This window comes from Actinoplanes sp. CA-051413 (assembly GCF_050955795.1).
Taxonomy (GTDB): domain Bacteria; phylum Actinomycetota; class Actinomycetes; order Mycobacteriales; family Micromonosporaceae; genus Actinoplanes.
Window position 1 is genome coordinate 883,622 of record NZ_CP192100.1, and the last position, 16,845, is coordinate 900,466.

Below are 16,845 nucleotides of genomic sequence, written 5' to 3' on the forward strand. Positions count from 1 at the left end.
GCACCGTCGGGCCCGCTAAGTCATGTCCCTGAGCGCTCACAGCAGCACGAGGTCGTCGCGGTGGACGACCTCGCGTTCGTAGCCGGGACCCAGCGCGGCGGCCAGCTCCGGGGTCGAACGGCCCAGCAGCGCCGGCAGCTCGACCGCGTCGTAGTTGACCAGGCCGCGGGCGACCGACGTGCCGGAGCCCGCGTCCACCAGGTCCACCGGGTCGCCGGAGACGAAGGAACCGTCCACTGCGGTGATCCCGGCCGGCAGCAGTGACTTCCGCCGGGCCACGACCGCGGTCACCGCGCCCGGGTCCAGGTGCAGACGCCCGCGCGGCGACGTGGCGTGGGCCAGCCAGAACAGCCGGGCCGCCGGGCGGTGCTCGACCGCGTAGAACAGCGTGCCCACCTCGTCGCCGGACAGGGCGGCGGCGGCCAGCGACGCGGCGGTCAGCACCACCGGGATGCCGAAGCCGGTGGCGATCCGGGCCGCCTCGACCTTGGTCACCATCCCGCCGGTGCCGACGCCGGACCGGCCGGCCGTGCCGACCGAGACGTCGGCCAGGTCGGCCTCGTCGCGGACCACCGTGATGCGGCGGGCGGCCGGCGACGCCGGGTCACCGGTGTAGAGCGCGTCCACGTCGGAGAGCAGCACCAGCAGATCGGCCTGGACGAGGGCGGCCACCAGGGCGGCCAGCCGGTCGTTGTCACCGAAACGGATCTCCTCGGTGGCCACCGTGTCGTTCTCGTTGACGATCGGCAGGGCGCCGAGGTCGAGCAGCTTGCGGAGCGTCCGGTACGCATTGCGGTAGTGCGCGCGCCGGGTGACGTCGTCGACGGTGAGCAGGATCTGTCCCACGGTCAGCCCGTGCCGGGCGAAGCCGGCCGCGTACCGTCCGATCAGCAGCCCTTGGCCCACGGACGCCGCGGCCTGCTGGGTGGCCAGGTCGCGCGGACGCCGGCGCAGTTTCAGCGGGGCCAGGCCGGCGGCGATGGCGCCGCTGGAGACCAGCACCATTTCCCGGCCCTGCGTGGCGAGACCGCCGATGGCGTCGACGAGGGCGTCCACCCGCTGCTCGTCTATCCCGCCGGCCGCCGTGGTCAGCGAGGACGAGCCCACCTTGACCACGATCCGTCGCGCACCCGTCACCTGTTCCCGCACCCGCCCATTCTGCGCGCCAGGCCCTGCGGCACCGAGCGGAGATCCCATATCGTGGCGTCGGTGACACCGCAGGAGTACGTCGAAGAGGTCCTCCGGCTCGTGGAGAGCATCCCGGAGGGTCACGTCATGTCCTACGGGGCTGTCGCGGACGCGCTCGCGGACATCTCGGGTCGCAACTCGGCGCGGCAGGTCGGCACGATCATGGCCCGGCACGGCGGCGGCGTGCCCTGGCACCGGGTCGTCACCAGCGCCGGCCGGATGCCGCCCGGGCACGAGCAGGAGGCACGGCAACGGCTGCTCAGCGAGGGCGTGCCGCTGAAGGGGGAGTACGTGGACATGGCCCGAGCGAGCTGGACGCCCTGATGGAGACCGGACAGCCGAGCCGCACCGCGTTCAGCGCGGCCCGTTACCGGGCGGCCCACCAGCTCATCGAGGGCGGCGAGATCTTCACCGACCCGCTGGCCGTACGCATCCTCGGGGTGCCGCCGGACGCCGAGGAGGCGCCGGGCCGCCGGGCGATGCGCCTGTTCATCGCCGCCCGCACCCGGTTCGCCGAGGACGCTCTGGCCGCGGCGGTGCGTGGCGGCACCCGTCAGGTTGTCGTGCTGGGCGCGGGGCTGGACACGTTCGCGTACCGCAACCCGTGGCCGGAGCTGCGGGTCGTCGAGGTCGACCACCCGGACACCCAGGCGTTCAAGCGGGAACGGCTGGCCGTGGCGGGCATCACGGTGCCGGAGTCGCTGACGTACCTACCGGTGGACTTCGAACGGGAGTCGCTCGCCGACCGGCTAGTTCCGGAGGAGGCGGCGTTCTTCCTGTGGCTGGGGGTGGTGCCGTATCTGAGTCGCGCGGGCTTCGACGAGACGCTCTCGCTAATCGCGGCCACGCCGAGGTCCCAGGTCGTGTTCGACTACGCGATGCCGCCCACGTCGATGTCACCCGAGCGGCAGGCCGCCCTCGAGGCGCGCGCGGCCCGGGTCGCGAGCATCGGTGAGCCCTGGCGGACGTACTTCCTGCCGGACGAGCTGGCCGCCGAACTGCGCGGGCGTGGCTTCGACGAGCTGGAGGACCTGGGGCCGGCCCAGCTGGCGGCCCGCTGGTTCGGCCGTCCCGACGTGCCGCCGGACACCCCGGGTGGTCACGTGATCCACGCCCGGCGGCGTTAGAGCGGGCGGCTGATCATGGCCGCGGCGCCGCGCATCTGGAGCTCGAAGAACTCGCGGCGGGCCTCGATCGTGTTGTTGAGCCGCCCGAAGAGCTCTGCACTGACCGCGCCGCAGAGGTGGATCCAGGCTCCGATGGCCCGGGCGACCAGCTGCGGCGGGGTGCCCGGTGCGGCCTGCTCGGCCACGTACGCCAGGTCGTCGCCGAGCTTGCCGGTGATCGGCTCGCCGGCTGCGGCCTCGCCCGCGGCGGACGCCTCGCCCACGATCCGGCCGATCACGAGGATGACCCGGATGGCCGGGCCGACCGTGTCGCGGGGCGCCTGGTAGCCCGGGACCGGGCTGCCGTAGATCAGCGCCCACTCGTGCGGATTGGCCAGCGCCCAGTCCCGGACCGAGTGACACACGCTCAGGAACCGGTCGGTGAAGCCGCTGCCGCTCACCGCTGCCTCGGCGGTAGCGCCCAGGGCGTCGTACGCGTCGATGATCATGGCCGTGAGCAGCTCGTCCCGGCTGGCGAAGTAGCGGTAGACGGCGGACGAGGCCATGCCCAGGTCCCGGGCGACCGCGCGCAGCGACAGGTTCGCCCCGTCGGTGGCGAGGTGTCTCCGGGCCACAGCTTTGATCTCGTCGGTCATCTCGGCGCGTACGCGGGCCCGGATCGATGCGGCGGTCATGCCGGCAAGTCTGCCACAAAAGAGAGCACTGCTCTTGCCAAGGTAGGGATGGAGTGAGATTGTTGTTCTCAACGGAGAGCAGTGCTCACAAAGGAGATCGCAATGTCGAGGCACGTGATCGTCGGTTCCGGCCCGGTCGGTTCCTCGGTGGCCCGCCTGCTCGCCGAGCGCGGCGAGTCCGTACGCGTCGTCACCCGCAGCGGCACCGGCCCCGCGCACCCGCTGATCGAGCGGATCGCCGCCGACGCCACCGACGCGGACCGGCTCACCGAGCTCACCCGCGACGCGGTTGCCCTCTACAACTGCGCCAACCCGACGTACACCCGGTGGGAGGCGCTCTGGCCGCCGCTGGCCGGAGCCATGCTGACCGCCGCCCAGCGCACCGGCGCGGTCCTCGCCATCACCGGCAACCTGTACGTCTACGGCCCGGTCCCCGGCGGCCGGATGACCGAGGACAGCCCGCTGGCCGCGACCGGTCGCAAGGGCCGGGTGCGGATCAAGATGTGGCAGGACGCCCTGGCCGGCGGGGTCCGCACGGTCGAGGTCCGCGGGTCCGACTACATCGGGGCCGGTGCGTCGTCGATCTTCTCCCAGGTGCTGCTGCCGGCGATCGCCAAGGGCCGGACGGCGTGGATGCCGGGCGACGTCGACGCGCCGCACACCTTCACCTACACCGGCGACATGGCCCGGGCCCTGGTGGCGCTGGCCGCCGACGACCGGGCGTACGGCCGGGCGTGGCACGTGCCGTCCGTCCCGGCGATCAGCGTCCGCGCCCTGGCCGACCGCTACTTCACGCTGACCGGCACCAGGCCCGTCGCGATCCGGCAGCTGCCCCGCTTCGTGATGCGCACCGCGGGCCTGGCGGTGCCGATGGCCCGCGAGCTGGCCGAGATGGACTACCAGTTCTACGCGCCGTTCATCATGGACAGCGCGCTGACCGAGCGCACCTTCGGCCTCACCGCCACCGACCTGGACGTGTCGCTGGCCGAGGTCGCGGCCCACTCGGAGGCCACCCTGGCCCGCACGATGTGACGCCGGTCAGAGCAGCAACCCGACGCCGTCGCGGCGGGGGTCGCCGGCCGCACCGCCGACACCCACCGCCGTGACGCCGCCGAAGTAGTGGTTCAGCTCCGGCCATTCATTGATCCGCCAGCCCGCCCCGGCCAGCGCGGCCAGCTCGTCGCGCGGATAGCCCGGCTCGGCGTGGACCGTGTCGTCCACGACGTGGAAGCGCGGCCGGGCGATCGCGGTGGGCATGTCCACCCCGTCGACCAGCACCCCGAGCAGCGTGTCGACCAGCGCCGTACGGATCCTTGAGGCACCCGCCGAGCCGGCCGCGACCGCCAGCGCGCCCTCGTCGTCGATGACCACCAGCGGGCACATGTTGGAGGACATCCGTACGCCGGGCCCGAGGTCCTCGGTGATCAGCTCACCCTCGCCGAGCATGGAGTTGAGGTTGACGCCCAGCCCGGGCAGCCACACCGCGGCGCCCAGCCCCATCGTCGTGGTGATCACGCAGGCGTTGCCGTCGCGGTCGACCACCGAGACGTTGGTGGTGTCGCCGATCTTCTGCCGCCCCCGGTCACGCAGGGCCGCGGCCACCGCCACCGCGCGGGCCGGCCGGGGCAGCACGGCCAGGTCCGGGGGCAGAGCCGCGATGGTGTCGACGGTCCGGTTGAGATCGTGCCGGGCCCGGACCTGGTGCCCGGCGAGCGTGGCCCGATCGACCGGCGTCTCCAGCACCCGGTAGTCGGCCAGGTCGCGCGGGCCGAGCGCCCCGCCGGCCGCGCGGACCGTCTCGACCAGCAGCGGCGCGTAGGAACCGGTGTGGAACAGCCCGGGCCCCTCGGCCGCGAGCACCGCCATCGCCGTCGCCAGCCCGGGGTGGAAGAGCAGGTCCCCGCCCTGCAGCAGCTTGCCCTGCGGTGCGTAGATGGCCGCACCCTCGCCGTGGGCCAGCGCCGGGGCGCAGGATTCGAGAGTCCGGGAGTGGGCGGCCGGCAGCGGGACCCCGGCGCGGGCCAGTTCCAACGCCGGCGCGACCAGTTCCGCCCAGGGCAGCCGGCCCCAGCGCCGGTGCACCTCGCCGCAGCCGACCGGCACACCCGGCACGGCCACGCTGGCCCCGCCGATCGAGTACACCTGCGGCACCCCGCCGAAGAACACGTCGACCGCGAGCATCGGCCCGGCCACCCGGTCGCCGTCCGTGCCGGGCACCGAGACGAAGAAGTCCAGGCAGGTCACCGAGCCGGTGGCGGCGTCGAAGTAGGTGGCGAAACCGCCCCCGCCCAGCCCGGTGTAGACCGTCTCGGCGACACAGGTGGCGAGCACGGCGGCGACGGCGGCATCGGCGGCCGTACCTCCGGCGCGCAGCACCCGCAGGCCGGCCTCGGCCGTCGCGGGATGGCTCGCTGCGACCCCGGCGGCGACCCGGGACGGCGGTGCGGAAATCTCCATTCGGCGAAGCGTAGGCGCAGCGGCCCACCGATGGTTACCATCCGCGTCCATGACGGTCGCCGGTCCCTCGCACGACGTACGGCTCTCCCGCCGCGTCGTCGCCGGATATTCGCTGGGCTCACTGGTGACCGGACCTTTCGGGACAGTGCCCGGTTTGCTCCTGCTGCCCTATCTGACCGACACGCTCGGCGTCGCGGCCGGCGTGGCGGGACTGCTGGTGCTGCTGCCGAAGGCCTGGGACGTGCTGGTGAACCCGGTCGCGGGCCGGATCTCCGACCGCAGCGGTGACCGGCGCGGCTTCCTGCTCGGCGCCGGCCTGGCACTGGGCGTGCTGTTCGCGGCCATCTTCGCCGGGCCGTTCGCCGCCGGCGCGGCGGCGGGCGCCTACGTCGCGGTCGCCTTCCTGGCCGCGGCCACCGCGTTCGCGTTCTTCCAGGTGCCCTACGTCGCCATGCCGGCCGAGCTGACCTCCGGCCGGGCCGAGCGCACCCGCCTGATGACCTGGCGGGTCGCGGTCCTGGCCCTGGCCATCCTGATCTCCGGCGCGCTGGCCCCGCTGGTCGTCGACCTGGGCGGCGGCGGCCTGACCGGCCACCGATGGTCCGGCGCGTTCGTCGGCGCGCTCATCGTCGTGGGCACCCTGGGTGCCTTTTTCGGTACGCGCACAGCGGAGTCCCGCACCGCAGCCGACCAGGAGCCGAGCCTGCGCGCCCAGTTGCGGATCGCGGCGGCCAACGCGTCGTTCCGCTCCCTGCTGCTCTGCTACGTGATCCAGGCGGCCGGCATCGGCACGATGCTCGCCGGCGTGCAGTACTTCGCCGACCACGTCATCGGCCAGAAGTCCGGCGCGACCTTCCTGTTCGCCGCCTTCGTCGGCCCGGCGCTGCTGGTCATGCCGCTGTGGAGCCGGGTCGGCGCCCGCCACGGCAAGCTCCGCGGCCTGATCGCCGCCTCCCTGCTCTTCGCGACCGGTGCCCTGGTCCTGCTGGCCTCACCCACGCTGCCCGCGGTGGTGATCTACCTGGTCGTGGCCCTGATCGGCTGCGGGTACGCCGGCCAGCAGGTCTTCGCCCTGGCGATGCTTCCCGACCTGATCGAGCGCGACACCGTCCGCACCGGGCGCCGTCAGGCCGGCGTGTTCACCGGATTGTGGACCGCGGGGGAGACGCTGGGCCTGGCCCTGGGCCCGGGCATCTACGCGCTGATCCTGCAGCTCTTCGGCTACGCGTCGTCGTCGACCGGCGAGGCGGCGGCCCAGGACCCGACGGCCCGCCTCGGCGTCCTGCTGGGCTTCACCGTGGTCCCGGCCCTGCTGGTCGGGGCGGCGGTCGCCCTGCTGCGCCGCTACCAGGATTAGCGTGGGGGCCATGATCGAGGCGTTGCCGGGCACCGGCGTTCCGGGTGAGCAGGTGCTTGCCGAGTTGCGTGAGTTGCGGGCCGCGGACCTGCCCACGCACGGCGGGCGGCTGTTCGCCTATGTCTATGACCCGGCCGTCGCCGGGCTCGACGAGCTCGCCCGGGCCGCGTACGCGATCTCCGCGCACGTCAACGGCCTGGACCCGACCGCCTTCCCGTCGCTGCTGGCGATGGAGAACGCGCTGGTCGCCGCGGCCGGCAGGCTGCTCGGCGGTGGCCCCGGCACGGACGCGCCGGAGGTGGTCGGCAGCGTCACGAGCGGCGGCACCGAGTCGCTGATCCTGGCCGTGAAGGCGGCCCGGGACGCGCATCCGGAGATCGAGCGGCCGCGGCTGGTGGTCCCGTCCACCGCGCACGCCGCGTTCGCCAAGGCGGCGCACTACCTGCGGGTCGCTCTTGATGTCGTGCCGGTCGGTCCGGACCTGCGCGCCGACCCCGCCGCCACGGCAGCGGCGATCGGGCCGGAGACGGTGCTGGTGGTGGCCTCGGCGCCGAGCTACGCGCACGGTGTCGTCGACCCGATCACCGAGCTCGCCGCCCTGGCCGCCGAGCGCGGCGTGCGGTTCCACGTCGACGCGTGCTTCGGTGGCTGGGTGCTGCCCTACCTGCGGCGGCTCGGCGCCGGCCTGCCGGCCTTCGACTTCACCGTGCCCGGCGTCACCAGCATCTCGGTCGACCTGCACAAATACGCGTACGCGCCGAAGGGCGTCTCCGTGCTGCTGCACCGGGACGCGGGCCTGCGGCTGCCGCAGTTCTTCGCGTACGCGGACTGGCCCGGCTACACGATGGTCAACCCGGTGATCTCGTCCACCCGGTCCGGCGGCCCGATCGCGGCGGCCCTGGCCACGCTGCGGCACCTGGGCGACGACGGTTACCTGCGCCTGGCCGGGCATACCCGGGACGCGGTCGCCGTGCTCGCCGCTGCGGTCGAGGCCACTGCCGGCGTTCGCCTGTTCGCCCCGCCCGAGACCACCGTCGTGTGCCTGGCCGCCGAGCCGGACGTCGACCTTTTCGTGCTCGCCGACGAGCTGGCCGCGCGGGGCTGGCACACCCAGCCTCAGCTCGCGTACGCGGAGCTGCCCGCGACCATCCACCTCACGGTGACCGCCGCGGTCGCCGGGACCGCCGCCGAGTTCGAGCCCGACCTCGCCGCCGCGGTGGCCGCGACCCGCGCCCGCGGCCCGGTCGAGCTGCCGCCCGCGTTGCTCGAGGCCGCCGGCGCGCTGACCCCGCAGATGGTGACGCCGGAGCTGATCGAGGGGCTGGCCGCCGGCCTCGGGCTGGGCGAGGACATCGGTAAGAGCATGGCCGCGGTCAACTCGCTGCTGAACGTGGCCCCGCCCGCCCTGCGCGAGGCTCTGCTGGCCGGCTTCCTGAGCCAGCTCCAGCGTCCCGCGTGGTGAGGGGTAGGTTGACGACTGTGTCCGCCTTGCCAGGAGTCCTCGGGGATCCCATCAAGTTTGTGCTGAACTGGGGTCGTCGCTACTCGCTGTGGGTCTTCAACTTCGGCCTGGCCTGCTGCGCGATCGAGTTCATCGCGACCAGCATGGGCCGGCACGACTTCATGCGGCTCGGCGTGATCCCGTTCGCGCACGGCCCGCGCCAGGCCGACCTGATGGTGGTCTCCGGCACGGTCACCGACAAGATGGCCCCCGCGATCCGCCGGCTGTACGACCAGATGCCCGAGCCCAAGTACGTGATCTCGTTCGGCTCCTGCTCCAACTGCGGCGGGCCGTACTGGGACTCGTACTCGGTGACCAAGGGCGTCGACCAGCTCATCCCCGTCGACGTCTACGTGCCCGGCTGCCCGCCGCGGCCGGAGGCGCTGCTGCACGGCATCCTGCGCCTGCAGGAGCAGATCGCCGCCGAGCAGTCCGGCCCCGGCGGGGTGTCACGGCCCGACCCGCTGGTCCCGGGCCCGCCCCCGGCGCGACCCCGGGACGCCGGCTCGCTGACCGCGCCGACGGTCAAGCGCCCCGTTTGATGGTGCGGTCCAGCTAGTCTGCCCATCATGAGCGAGCAGTCCCGGGCGGACTTCATCATCGACGTATTGACCAGGGAGTTCGGCGACCTGATGGCGCTGGACCCGGCTGCCTTCCGGCGCAAGTTCCGCAAGATGGCCGCGTCGCCGTTCGCGTTCTACCGGGGCAGCGCCTCGCTGTTCTACGCCGACCAGACCGGTGCCTACCGCGACGACGCGTTCCTCGACGAGCGGACCAGCCGGGTGTGGATCCACGGCGACCTGCACGCGGAGAACTTCGGCACCTACATGAACTCGTCCGGCCAGCTCGTCTTCAACGTCAACGACTTCGACGAGGCGTACGTCGGCCCGTTCATCTGGGACCTCAAGCGGTTCTGCGCCAGCGTGGCCCTGATCGGCTACAGCAAGGCCCTGTCCGACAGGGTCATCAGCGACCTCGTCGGCGCGTTCGCCCGGGGCTACCTGACCGAACTGCGGGCGATCGCAGCCGGTGGCGACGACGCGATCGGCTCGATCACCCTGGACAACGCCGACGGGGTGCTGCGGCGGGTGCTCCAGGAGGCCCGGCTCAACACCCGGGTCGACCTGCTGGCGGGGCAGACCACGATCGACGATTACGAGCGGCGCTTCTCCCTCGGCGACGGCGTCTACGACGTGGACGAGCCGACCGCCGCCACCGTCCGGGCCGCCTTCTCCGACTATCTGGACACGCTGCCCTCGCACGGTCACGGCATCTCCACCGGGATCAAGGACATCAAGCTGCGCAAGGGCGTGGGCATCGGCTCGGCCGGTCTGCCGTCGTACAACCTGCTGCTGGAGGGGCACACCCAGGCGCTGGAGAACGACGTCATCATCTACATGAAGCAGGCCCAGGTGCCGGCCGTCGCCCGGTGGATCGACGACGAGCGGGTCCGGTCCTACTTCCGGCACCAGGGACACCGCACGGCCGAGTCGCAGCGGGCCCTGCAGGCGCACGCCGACCCGTGGCTGGGCTACACCGAGCTCAACGGCGTCGGCCAGCTCGTCGCCGAGGTGTCGCCGTACGCGGCCGACCTGGACTGGGCCGACGTGAACGAGTCCGAGGAGCTCAGCGGTGTCGTCGCCGACCTGGGCCGCGCGGTGGCCCGGATGCACTCGGTGGCCGACGACGAGTCCAGCCACGACCTGGTCGACTTCTCCACCGAGGAGGCCATCGTGGCCGCGGTCGACAAGGACGAGGCGGGCTTCCTCACGCTGCTGGTCAACTTCGCCCACCAGTACGGCGACCAGGCCCGCGAGGACCACCAGGACTTCGTCGACCTGTTCCGCAACGGCCGCCTCCCCGGTCTCTGATCAGCGCGGCAGGAACTGGTACGCGGCGTCCCCGGGCGCCGGTGACGTGCTCTCGTAGCTCAGCGACAGATCGACCTGCCGGTTGCGGATGACACCGACAACGAGGTCCTGCCGCCGCGGCGGATACTGGCACGGCGCCGTCCAGGTCTTCGTCGCGAGCACCGTGCCCTCCGGATCGGCGGCGCTGCGGGCCTGCCGGAGCCGGATCCGCAACGTGCCGGTGCCGGCGCAGGCCACAGCCAGCCGGAAGTCGCCGTCCAGCCGTTGCCAGTCGACGTGGATCCGCCGGCCCCCCACCTCGCCACCACCGCCCCAGCCCGAGCCCGGCGGCAGGTCCTGGGGCAGGACGCCGTTCGGATTGTTCGCCTCGCTCCGGGCCGCGGGCTGGCCGGTGTCGCTGGTCGCCCGGTAGGCGAAGCCCGCCCGCCCGCGCGCGCTCTCGGCGTCCACCAGCTCGACCGTGATGTCGATGAACTGGCCCAGCACGAAGGTGGTGCCCGCGGGCACCGGCGCGGCCGAGCACCGGGCGGTGATCCGGGCCACCTCCACCGGTGCGGTCGAACCGCTCTCGCTGCCGGGCCTGCCCCGGACCAGCAGGGTCACCGAACCGGTGCCCGCGCAGGCGATCTGCAGATCGATCTCGCCCAGATAGATCTGCTGGGTCGCGGACATGATGCCGGCGACCGGTCCCCGGCGGGAGAACACGGCGGCCCCGGGATTACCGGCCGTCACCGCCCGGTCCGCCACGCCGGTGAGGCGGTCCAGCTCGGCCTGCGTCAGCGAGTCACGGTTGGCGGGGGTGGTGGGCCGGGACGGGAAACCGAGCAGGGCCACGGTGCCGCTCAGCGCCAGAAGCAGGACACCGGCAAAGGCTGCGGTGGCGGTGCGGCGGCGTCGCACGGTACGGCGTACGCGATCAGCCCCGGGCGGCCGTACCTGCCACACGGTGTCGGCGCGGAACTCCGCGAAGAGGTCCTCGAATTTCTCAGCCACCGTGCACCTCCGCGGAATCGGCGCCGAGCTGGACGGCGAGTGCGGCCCGGCCCCGGTGCAGCCAGGACTTGACCGTGCCCTCGGCGACGCCCTCCCGGTCGGCGATCTCGGCGACGCTCAGGTCGGCCAGGTGCCGCAGCACCACGGCCCGCCGATGGGTGGCCGGCAACGTGGCCAGGGCGGCGACCAGCGCTACCCGGTCCGGGCCGGGCCCATCGAGCTGAGCCTCGTCGCGCCGCTGTTTGCGCAGGAAGTTCAGCGCCGTACGGGAACGGCGCCAGCGGCTGACGGCCAGATTCCAGGCCACCCGCCGGATCCAGGCCACCGGGTCGTCGTACCGGCTTACTGTCTTCCACCGGCTGTAGGCGCGGCAGAAGGCTTCCTGAACGACGTCCTGCGCCTCCTGGCGGTCCCCGAAGTAGGCGTAGAGCTGGACAGTCAGATCCCCGAAGTGCACGGCGTACACCTCGTCGAAGGTCGGCGGGTCGTCGGGCACGGCTGCTGGCGTCTCCGGTCGGGATCTGGCGCCCAGGGTGATTGCCTGCGCTGTCACGGGCACTACACGTGCCACCGGGGCGATGGGTTGCGGCGCACCCTGCCACAGATCGGCGTGGGTCGTTGCCCCGGACAACCGGCGACTCCCAAGATCACTCAAGAGGATTAGACCGTCCGGGGTACGGTGCCCGCCCGCCGGTGATGCGCATTGTTCCGTTCGTCGACACGGGCGCACACAACGGCTGTCGCTCTTTCAGGAGCTGCCCGAAGCCGCGAATTCCAATTAAGGTTCTGCGGTGTCCGGGGTTTTTGCGTGCCACTGAGGAGTTTGTTTTGCCGACCATTTCCCGACGACCTGCCACCGTGGCCCGGGCCGCTGCGACCGTCGCTGCTCTCGCCGCGTCGATGCTGGCCGCAGTGGCCTCGCCGGCCCTGGCTGACAATGCGCACATGAACTGGCCCACCTCCGGTCCCATTACCGGAATTGTCGGTGACAAGCGCACGGGCCATAGCCATCAGGGCGTCGACGTCGGCGCGCCGACGGGCTCGCCGGTCTATGCCACCTACGACGGAAAGGTCACCAACGCCTTCAAGGACTCCTGCGGCGGGCAGACCATTTATATTGCGCACGCCTACGGTTACCAGTCCCGTTATCTGCACCTGAGCAGCTTCTCGGTCGGCGTCGGCCAGCAGGTCAGCCAGGGGCAGAAGATCGCGGTCTCCGGCAACACGGGCACTTGCACCACGGGTGCCCACCTGCACTTCGAGATCCGGCAGAACGGCTCGTCGGTCTCCTTCGCCCCGGCGACCGCCCGCAACTCCCGGGTGTCTGCCGGCGCGGCGATCAGCTATGCGTTCGCCGGACTGGGCAACGGCGGCCCGGCGGCGGCACCACCGGACGTCGCGATCGCCCGGACGGCTGCCGGACAGGGCTACTGGCTCGCGGCCGCGGACGGCGGCGTCTTCTCATACGGTGACGCCCAGTTCTACGGCAGCATGGGCGGCAAGCCACTCGCCGCGCCAGTGGTCGGTATCGCGGCGACCCCGTCCGGCAAGGGCTACTGGCTTGTCGCGAAGGACGGTGGCATCTTCGCGTTCGGTGATGCGCAGTTCTACGGCAGCATGGGTGGCAAGCCGCTGAACGCCGCGATGGTCGGCATCACGCCGACGGCGACCGGGCGCGGGTACTGGACGGTGGCCCGCGACGGCGGGATCTTCGCGTTCGGTGATGCGCAGTTCTACGGCAGCATGGGTGGCAAGCCGCTGAACGCCCCGGTGGTCGGCCTGGCGGCGACCCCGTCCGGCAAGGGCTACTGGATGGTGGCGGCTGACGGCGGCATCTTCGCCTTCGGTGACGCGCCGTTCTACGGCAGCATGGGCGGCAAGCCGCTGAACGCGCCGATGGTCGGCATCACGCCCACCGCGAACGGCAAGGGGTACCGGCTGGTGGCGGCTGACGGCGGGATCTTCGCTTTCGGTGACGCGCCGTTCTACGGCAGCATGGGCGGCAAGCCGCTGAACGCGCCGATGGTCGGCATCGCCTCGACCACCACCGGCGCCGGCTACTGGATGGTCGCCAGGGACGGCGGAGTGTTCACCTTCGGGGACGCGACGTTCTTCGGCGGCGGACAGGACTGACCGAGCTCATTGAGCTCAGCTGGGTGAGACGCCGTCGATCCACCGGCGTCTCACCCAGCGTCTGTTTGCCGGCCGCGGCTTTCCGGGCGCGGGCCGGGAACGGAACCAGGCCGGATCATAGGATGTGCGGCATGACCCCCGAAGAGGTCGGCGAGCGGATGATCGCCCTGCTGACGGCAGACGCGGACGACGCCCCCGCCGAGGGCACGATCGTCGCCGGAGTCTCCGGTGGCGGTCCCGGCCACGAGCGGGCCGTGATCGACGTGCCGGCCGCGCTGTGGTGGACCGCGGTCGGCGCCGCCCGCGACCCCGGCGCGCTGGGCTGCGACTTCTTCGACTGGCTGTCAGCGGTCGACGAGCTGGACGAGGGCTTCACGGTCGTCGCGCACCTGTGGTCCACCCGCCGCAAGTACGGGCTGCTGCTGCGCGCCCGGGTGACCCGGGACAACCCGGTGGTCGAATCGGTGATCGACCTGTTCCCGGGCGCGGCGTGGCACGAGCGGGAGACCCACGAGATGTTCGGGATCGGCTTCACCCGCCACCCGGACCTGCGGCCGCTGCTGCTGCCGCCGGGCTTCGAGGGCAACCCGCTGCGCAAGGAGTTCGTGCTGGCGTCCCGGGTGGCCAAGGCCTGGCCGGGCGCGAAGGAGCCGGGGGAGTCGGAGGCGGGCACGGCCAAGCGGGCCCCGATGCGGCCGCCGGGCGTACCTGATCCGAACGAGTGGGGTCCGATGAAGGGCAAGGTCCCGCCGCCGGAGACCCCGGCCCGTCGCGCCCCGGGCGACCGGCCCGTGCGCGCGGGCGGAGCCGTCCCCGGCGGAGACCGCCCGGCCCGCCCGGCGGGAGACCGTCCGGCCCGCCCGGCGGGAGACCGTCCGGCCCGCCCGGCGGGAGACCGTCCGGCCCGCCCGGCGGGAGACCGTCCGGCCCGCCCGGCGGGAGACCGTCCGGCCCGCCCGGCAGGCGACCGTCCGGCCCGGCCGGAACGCCGGGCAGCTCCGGCGACCGAGTCGGGAACGGCCCCGCAGGCGGTCCAGGACGAGACCGGGGAGCAGGCGCCGCCCGGACCCGGCGGGCAGGCAGCGCCCGGACACGCAGCACCACCCACCGTGGATCCCGCAGCGGCCGGACCGGCTGAGACGATCGGTGCCGGCCAGGCCGACGCAGCCGAGGCCGCCGACCAGGCCGGTGCGGCAAAGGCCGCCGCGGATGCCACGCCGCCTCCGGAGACCCCCGGCACGCCGCCGGAGACGGGGACCGCGCCGGAGACCAGTGACGGGAAGGACGCCTGATGCCGCTCTGGCTCGATCTGGGAGTCCGGGTCGTCGCCGTGGTCGCCGCGTTCCTGGTGGTGCCGCTGGTCGTCGGCCAGATGGAACACAAGGTCATGGCCCACATGCAGAGCCGGCTCGGCCCGATGTACGCGGGCGCCTTCCACGGCTGGGCGCAACTCATCGCCGACGGTGTCAAGTTCGTGCAGAAGGAGGACATCACCCCGCGTGACGCCGACCGCCGGGTGTTCCAGCTGGCCCCGATCGTGGCGCTGTTCCCGTACCTCATCGTCCTGCTGGCCATCCCGCTCGGGCCCGGCGGCCTGGTCGCCCAGCCGATGGACATCGGGTTGTTCTTCGTTCTCGCCGTCCTCGGCGTCGGTGTGGTCGCCGTCCTGATGTCGGCGTGGGCGTCGGCGAACAAGTACAGCCTGCTCGGCGGCCTGCGCGGCGCGGCCCAGCTGCTCGGTTACGAGCTGCCGCTGGTGCTGTCGGCCGCGAGTGTCGCGATGGCCGCGGGCACGCTGAGCCTGCCCGGCATCGTCGAGGCCTGGTCCCCGTGGTGGTTGATCTGGCAGGCGCCGGCCGCGCTGGTCTTCTTCATCTCCGGGCTGGCCGAGATCCGCCGGCCGCCGTTCGACATGCCGATCGCCGACTCGGAGCTGGTCTTCGGCTACATGACCGAGTATTCCGGGCTGCGTTTCGCGTTCTTCCTGCTCGCCGAGTACGTCGGCATCGTCGTCATCGCGGCCCTGACCACCGTGCTGTTCCTGGGGGGCTGGCACGGCCCGGACCCGGCCCACTTCGGCTGGCTGTGGACGCTGGTGAAGGTGTTCGCGGTGTCCTTCGTGGTCATCTGGCTGCGGGTCAGCTATCCGCGGCTGCGCGAGGACCAGCTGCAGCGGCTGTGCTGGCTGGTGCTGGTCCCGGTGGCGTTGGCCCAGCTCGTGCTGACCGCGGTGGTGAAACTCGCACTGTAGGGGTGGGGCTGGCCCCACCCCCGGTTGGGTGGCTGGCCGGCTCGTCCCGGCGGGCCGTCTCCGAAAGGCTTGAGGGGTCCCAGCAACCCCAGCCGAGGAGCTCTCACCGATGTCCCTCCGTCATGTCGCAGCAGCCGTCCTGACCACCGGCGCTCTGGTCGCCGGCGTCGCCCAGCCGGTCAGTGCCACCCCGCGTGATCCGGTCCGTCACCAGTTGCAGCAGCTCGTCGGGGACGGCGGCGCCCCAGGGGCGCTGGCCGCCGTGCAGGGCCGGGACGGCACCCGTGATCTCACCGCCGGGGTGGGTGACCTGCGCACCGGCGCCCGCGTCCCGGCCGACGGCCAGGTCCGGATCGGCAGCAACACCAAGACGTTCGTGGCCGTGGCGGTCCTGCAGCTCGTGGCCGAGAAGAAGGTCGCCCTGGACTCGCCGATCGACACCTACCTGCCGGGCCTGGTGCGGGGCGAGGGGATCGACGGCCGGCACATCACCGTCCGGCAGTTGCTGCAGCACACCAGCGGTCTGCCCAACTACACGGACCACCTCGACGTGGACGGCTCGTTCGCGTTGCAGCACACCTACATGGAGCCGCGTGAGCTGCTCGACCTCGCGCTGGCGCATCCGGCCGACTTCGCGCCCGGGGCCAAGTGGGCGTACAGCAACACCAACTACGTGGTGGCCGGCCTGCTGATCCAGAAGGTGACCGGGCGCCCGCTGGCCGAGGTGCTCACCGAGCGGGTGATCCGCCGGGCCGGGCTGCGGCACACCTACTTCCCGGCCGTCGGCGAGCAGGGCATCCGGGAACGGCACCCGCAGGGCTACCACCCGGACGCGGCGGGCAAGCCGCGTGACGTCACCACGCTCGACCCGTCCTGGGGCTGGGCCGCCGGGCAGATGATCGCCACCCCGACGGACCTGAACAAGTTCTTCGGTGCGCTGCTGGCCGGCCGCCTGCTGCCGGCGGCGCAGCTGAAGGAGATGCGCAAGACCGTCCCGGCGGACATGTGGCCCGGCACCCGGTACGGCCTGGGCCTGCTGAGCTACCCGCTCAGCTGCGGCGGTCTGGCCTGGGGCCACGGTGGTGACATCCCGGGTTACGAGACCCGCGGCGGCGTCACCGAGGACGGTCGCGCGGCGACGGTGGCCGTGACCTCGATGCCGGTCGACGAGGCATCGGCCGACAAGGTGCTGAAGGCAGTGGACACCGCCCTCTGCGCATAGCCCGAGAGTGCGGCCGGGCGCCCTCAGGACGCCCGGCCGCAACCCGTCGGACAACAGAAGCGGGGGTGTGC

16 protein-coding genes are annotated in these 16,845 nt (G+C 72.6%); 11 read left to right on the top strand and 5 right to left on the bottom strand.

The window, feature by feature from the left end:
* Positions 1-36 precede the first annotated feature (36 nt).
* Positions 37-1,149 (bottom strand): glutamate 5-kinase, encoded by a 1,113-nt coding sequence (proB, locus tag ACQP2Y_RS04145; protein ID WP_433724741.1) that lies wholly within the window; start codon positions 1,147-1,149, stop codon positions 37-39.
* Between the two features lie 60 nt (positions 1,150-1,209).
* Between proB and ACQP2Y_RS04150 the strand changes: the two genes are divergently transcribed.
* Positions 1,210-1,512, top strand: coding sequence for an MGMT family protein (locus ACQP2Y_RS04150; RefSeq protein WP_360829927.1), 303 nt, complete (start codon positions 1,210-1,212; stop codon positions 1,510-1,512).
* Entirely contained in the window at positions 1,512-2,315 is an 804-nt protein-coding gene (locus ACQP2Y_RS04155) for a class I SAM-dependent methyltransferase (RefSeq protein ID WP_433724744.1), read from the top strand. Before ACQP2Y_RS04150 ends, ACQP2Y_RS04155 begins: the two co-directional genes overlap by 1 nt.
* Here the strand turns inward: ACQP2Y_RS04155 and ACQP2Y_RS04160 are convergent.
* On the bottom strand, positions 2,312-2,989 hold the full coding sequence (locus ACQP2Y_RS04160) for a TetR/AcrR family transcriptional regulator (protein WP_433724746.1): 678 nt from the start codon (positions 2,987-2,989) through the stop codon (positions 2,312-2,314). The two genes, ACQP2Y_RS04155 and ACQP2Y_RS04160, sit on opposite strands and share 4 nt — an antisense overlap.
* 102 nt (positions 2,990-3,091) lie before the next feature.
* Here ACQP2Y_RS04160 and ACQP2Y_RS04165 point away from each other — a divergent pair, with 102 nt between their 5' ends.
* A complete protein-coding gene (locus tag ACQP2Y_RS04165; RefSeq protein WP_433724748.1) occupies positions 3,092-4,021 on the top strand; it encodes an NAD-dependent epimerase/dehydratase family protein in 930 nt (309 codons plus the stop codon).
* 6 nt (positions 4,022-4,027) lie between these two features.
* Here the strand turns inward: ACQP2Y_RS04165 and ACQP2Y_RS04170 are convergent, their stop codons facing one another.
* Positions 4,028-5,446 carry a gamma-glutamyltransferase gene (locus ACQP2Y_RS04170; protein ID WP_433724750.1) on the bottom strand — a complete coding sequence of 473 codons (1,419 nt, stop codon included), beginning with the start codon at positions 5,444-5,446 and terminating at the stop codon, positions 4,028-4,030.
* A 49-nt stretch (positions 5,447-5,495) separates the two neighbouring features.
* On the opposite strand from ACQP2Y_RS04170, the gene ACQP2Y_RS04175 reads away from it, so the two are divergent.
* The 4 genes from ACQP2Y_RS04175 to ACQP2Y_RS04190 are packed head-to-tail and all read left to right on the top strand — an operon-like array spanning position 5,496 to position 10,175.
* Positions 5,496-6,803: an MFS transporter gene (locus tag ACQP2Y_RS04175; RefSeq protein ID WP_433724752.1), complete on the top strand. Its 1,308-nt coding sequence runs from the start codon at positions 5,496-5,498 to the stop codon at positions 6,801-6,803.
* Positions 6,804-6,813: 10 nt separating this feature from the next.
* Positions 6,814-8,265: a pyridoxal phosphate-dependent decarboxylase family protein gene (locus ACQP2Y_RS04180; RefSeq protein ID WP_433724754.1), complete on the top strand. Its 1,452-nt coding sequence runs from the start codon at positions 6,814-6,816 to the stop codon at positions 8,263-8,265.
* Positions 8,266-8,282: 17 nt separating this feature from the next.
* Positions 8,283-8,846 carry an NADH-quinone oxidoreductase subunit B gene (locus ACQP2Y_RS04185; protein WP_433724756.1) on the top strand — a complete coding sequence of 188 codons (564 nt, stop codon included), beginning with the start codon at positions 8,283-8,285 and terminating at the stop codon, positions 8,844-8,846.
* A 27-nt stretch (positions 8,847-8,873) separates the two neighbouring features.
* On the top strand, positions 8,874-10,175 hold the full coding sequence (locus ACQP2Y_RS04190) for a DUF2252 domain-containing protein (protein WP_433724758.1): 1,302 nt from the start codon (positions 8,874-8,876) through the stop codon (positions 10,173-10,175).
* Here the strand turns inward: ACQP2Y_RS04190 and ACQP2Y_RS04195 are convergent, their stop codons facing one another.
* A complete protein-coding gene (locus ACQP2Y_RS04195; RefSeq protein ID WP_433724760.1) occupies positions 10,176-11,168 on the bottom strand; it encodes a hypothetical protein in 993 nt (330 codons plus the stop codon). It lies immediately after the preceding gene.
* Positions 11,161-11,664 carry an RNA polymerase sigma factor gene (locus tag ACQP2Y_RS04200; RefSeq protein ID WP_433731737.1) on the bottom strand — a complete coding sequence of 168 codons (504 nt, stop codon included), beginning with the start codon at positions 11,662-11,664 and terminating at the stop codon, positions 11,161-11,163. Before ACQP2Y_RS04200 ends, ACQP2Y_RS04195 begins: the two co-directional genes overlap by 8 nt.
* Positions 11,665-11,864: 200 nt before the next feature.
* Between ACQP2Y_RS04200 and ACQP2Y_RS04205 the strand changes: the two genes are divergently transcribed.
* From ACQP2Y_RS04205 to ACQP2Y_RS04220, 4 genes are all read left to right on the top strand, one after another.
* Positions 11,865-13,301, top strand: coding sequence for a peptidoglycan DD-metalloendopeptidase family protein (locus tag ACQP2Y_RS04205; protein ID WP_433731739.1), 1,437 nt, complete (start codon positions 11,865-11,867; stop codon positions 13,299-13,301).
* Positions 13,302-13,432: 131 nt separating this feature from the next.
* Positions 13,433-14,593, top strand: coding sequence for an NADH-quinone oxidoreductase subunit C (locus ACQP2Y_RS04210; protein WP_433724762.1), 1,161 nt, complete (start codon positions 13,433-13,435; stop codon positions 14,591-14,593).
* A complete protein-coding gene (gene nuoH, locus ACQP2Y_RS04215) occupies positions 14,593-15,552 on the top strand; it encodes an NADH-quinone oxidoreductase subunit NuoH (RefSeq protein WP_433724764.1) in 960 nt (319 codons plus the stop codon). Before ACQP2Y_RS04210 ends, nuoH begins: the two co-directional genes overlap by 1 nt.
* A 109-nt stretch (positions 15,553-15,661) precedes the next feature.
* The gene (locus tag ACQP2Y_RS04220) at positions 15,662-16,774 is read left to right on the top strand and encodes a serine hydrolase domain-containing protein (protein WP_433724766.1); all 1,113 of its coding nucleotides are present in this window, start codon (positions 15,662-15,664) and stop codon (positions 16,772-16,774) included.
* Positions 16,775-16,845 lie beyond the last annotated feature (71 nt).

Excerpts from the sequence above, each read along its gene's own strand:
- ACQP2Y_RS04160 (WP_433724746.1), bottom strand. The coding sequence starts at position 2,989 with ATGACCGCCGCATCGATCCGGGCCCGCGTACGCGCCGAGATGACCGAC.
- ACQP2Y_RS04220 (WP_433724766.1), top strand. The coding sequence starts at position 15,662 with ATGTCCCTCCGTCATGTCGCAGCAGCCGTCCTGACCACCGGCGCTCTG.
- ACQP2Y_RS04170 (WP_433724750.1), bottom strand. The coding sequence starts at position 5,446 with ATGGAGATTTCCGCACCGCCGTCCCGGGTCGCCGCCGGGGTCGCAGCG.
- ACQP2Y_RS04180 (WP_433724754.1), top strand. The coding sequence starts at position 6,814 with ATGATCGAGGCGTTGCCGGGCACCGGCGTTCCGGGTGAGCAGGTGCTT.
- nuoH (WP_433724764.1), top strand. The coding sequence starts at position 14,593 with ATGCCGCTCTGGCTCGATCTGGGAGTCCGGGTCGTCGCCGTGGTCGCC.
- ACQP2Y_RS04190 (WP_433724758.1), top strand. The coding sequence starts at position 8,874 with ATGAGCGAGCAGTCCCGGGCGGACTTCATCATCGACGTATTGACCAGG.
- ACQP2Y_RS04175 (WP_433724752.1), top strand. The coding sequence starts at position 5,496 with ATGACGGTCGCCGGTCCCTCGCACGACGTACGGCTCTCCCGCCGCGTC.
- ACQP2Y_RS04210 (WP_433724762.1), top strand. The coding sequence starts at position 13,433 with ATGACCCCCGAAGAGGTCGGCGAGCGGATGATCGCCCTGCTGACGGCA.
- ACQP2Y_RS04165 (WP_433724748.1), top strand. The coding sequence starts at position 3,092 with ATGTCGAGGCACGTGATCGTCGGTTCCGGCCCGGTCGGTTCCTCGGTG.
- ACQP2Y_RS04205 (WP_433731739.1), top strand. The coding sequence starts at position 11,865 with ATGCGCATTGTTCCGTTCGTCGACACGGGCGCACACAACGGCTGTCGC.
- ACQP2Y_RS04155 (WP_433724744.1), top strand. The coding sequence starts at position 1,512 with ATGGAGACCGGACAGCCGAGCCGCACCGCGTTCAGCGCGGCCCGTTAC.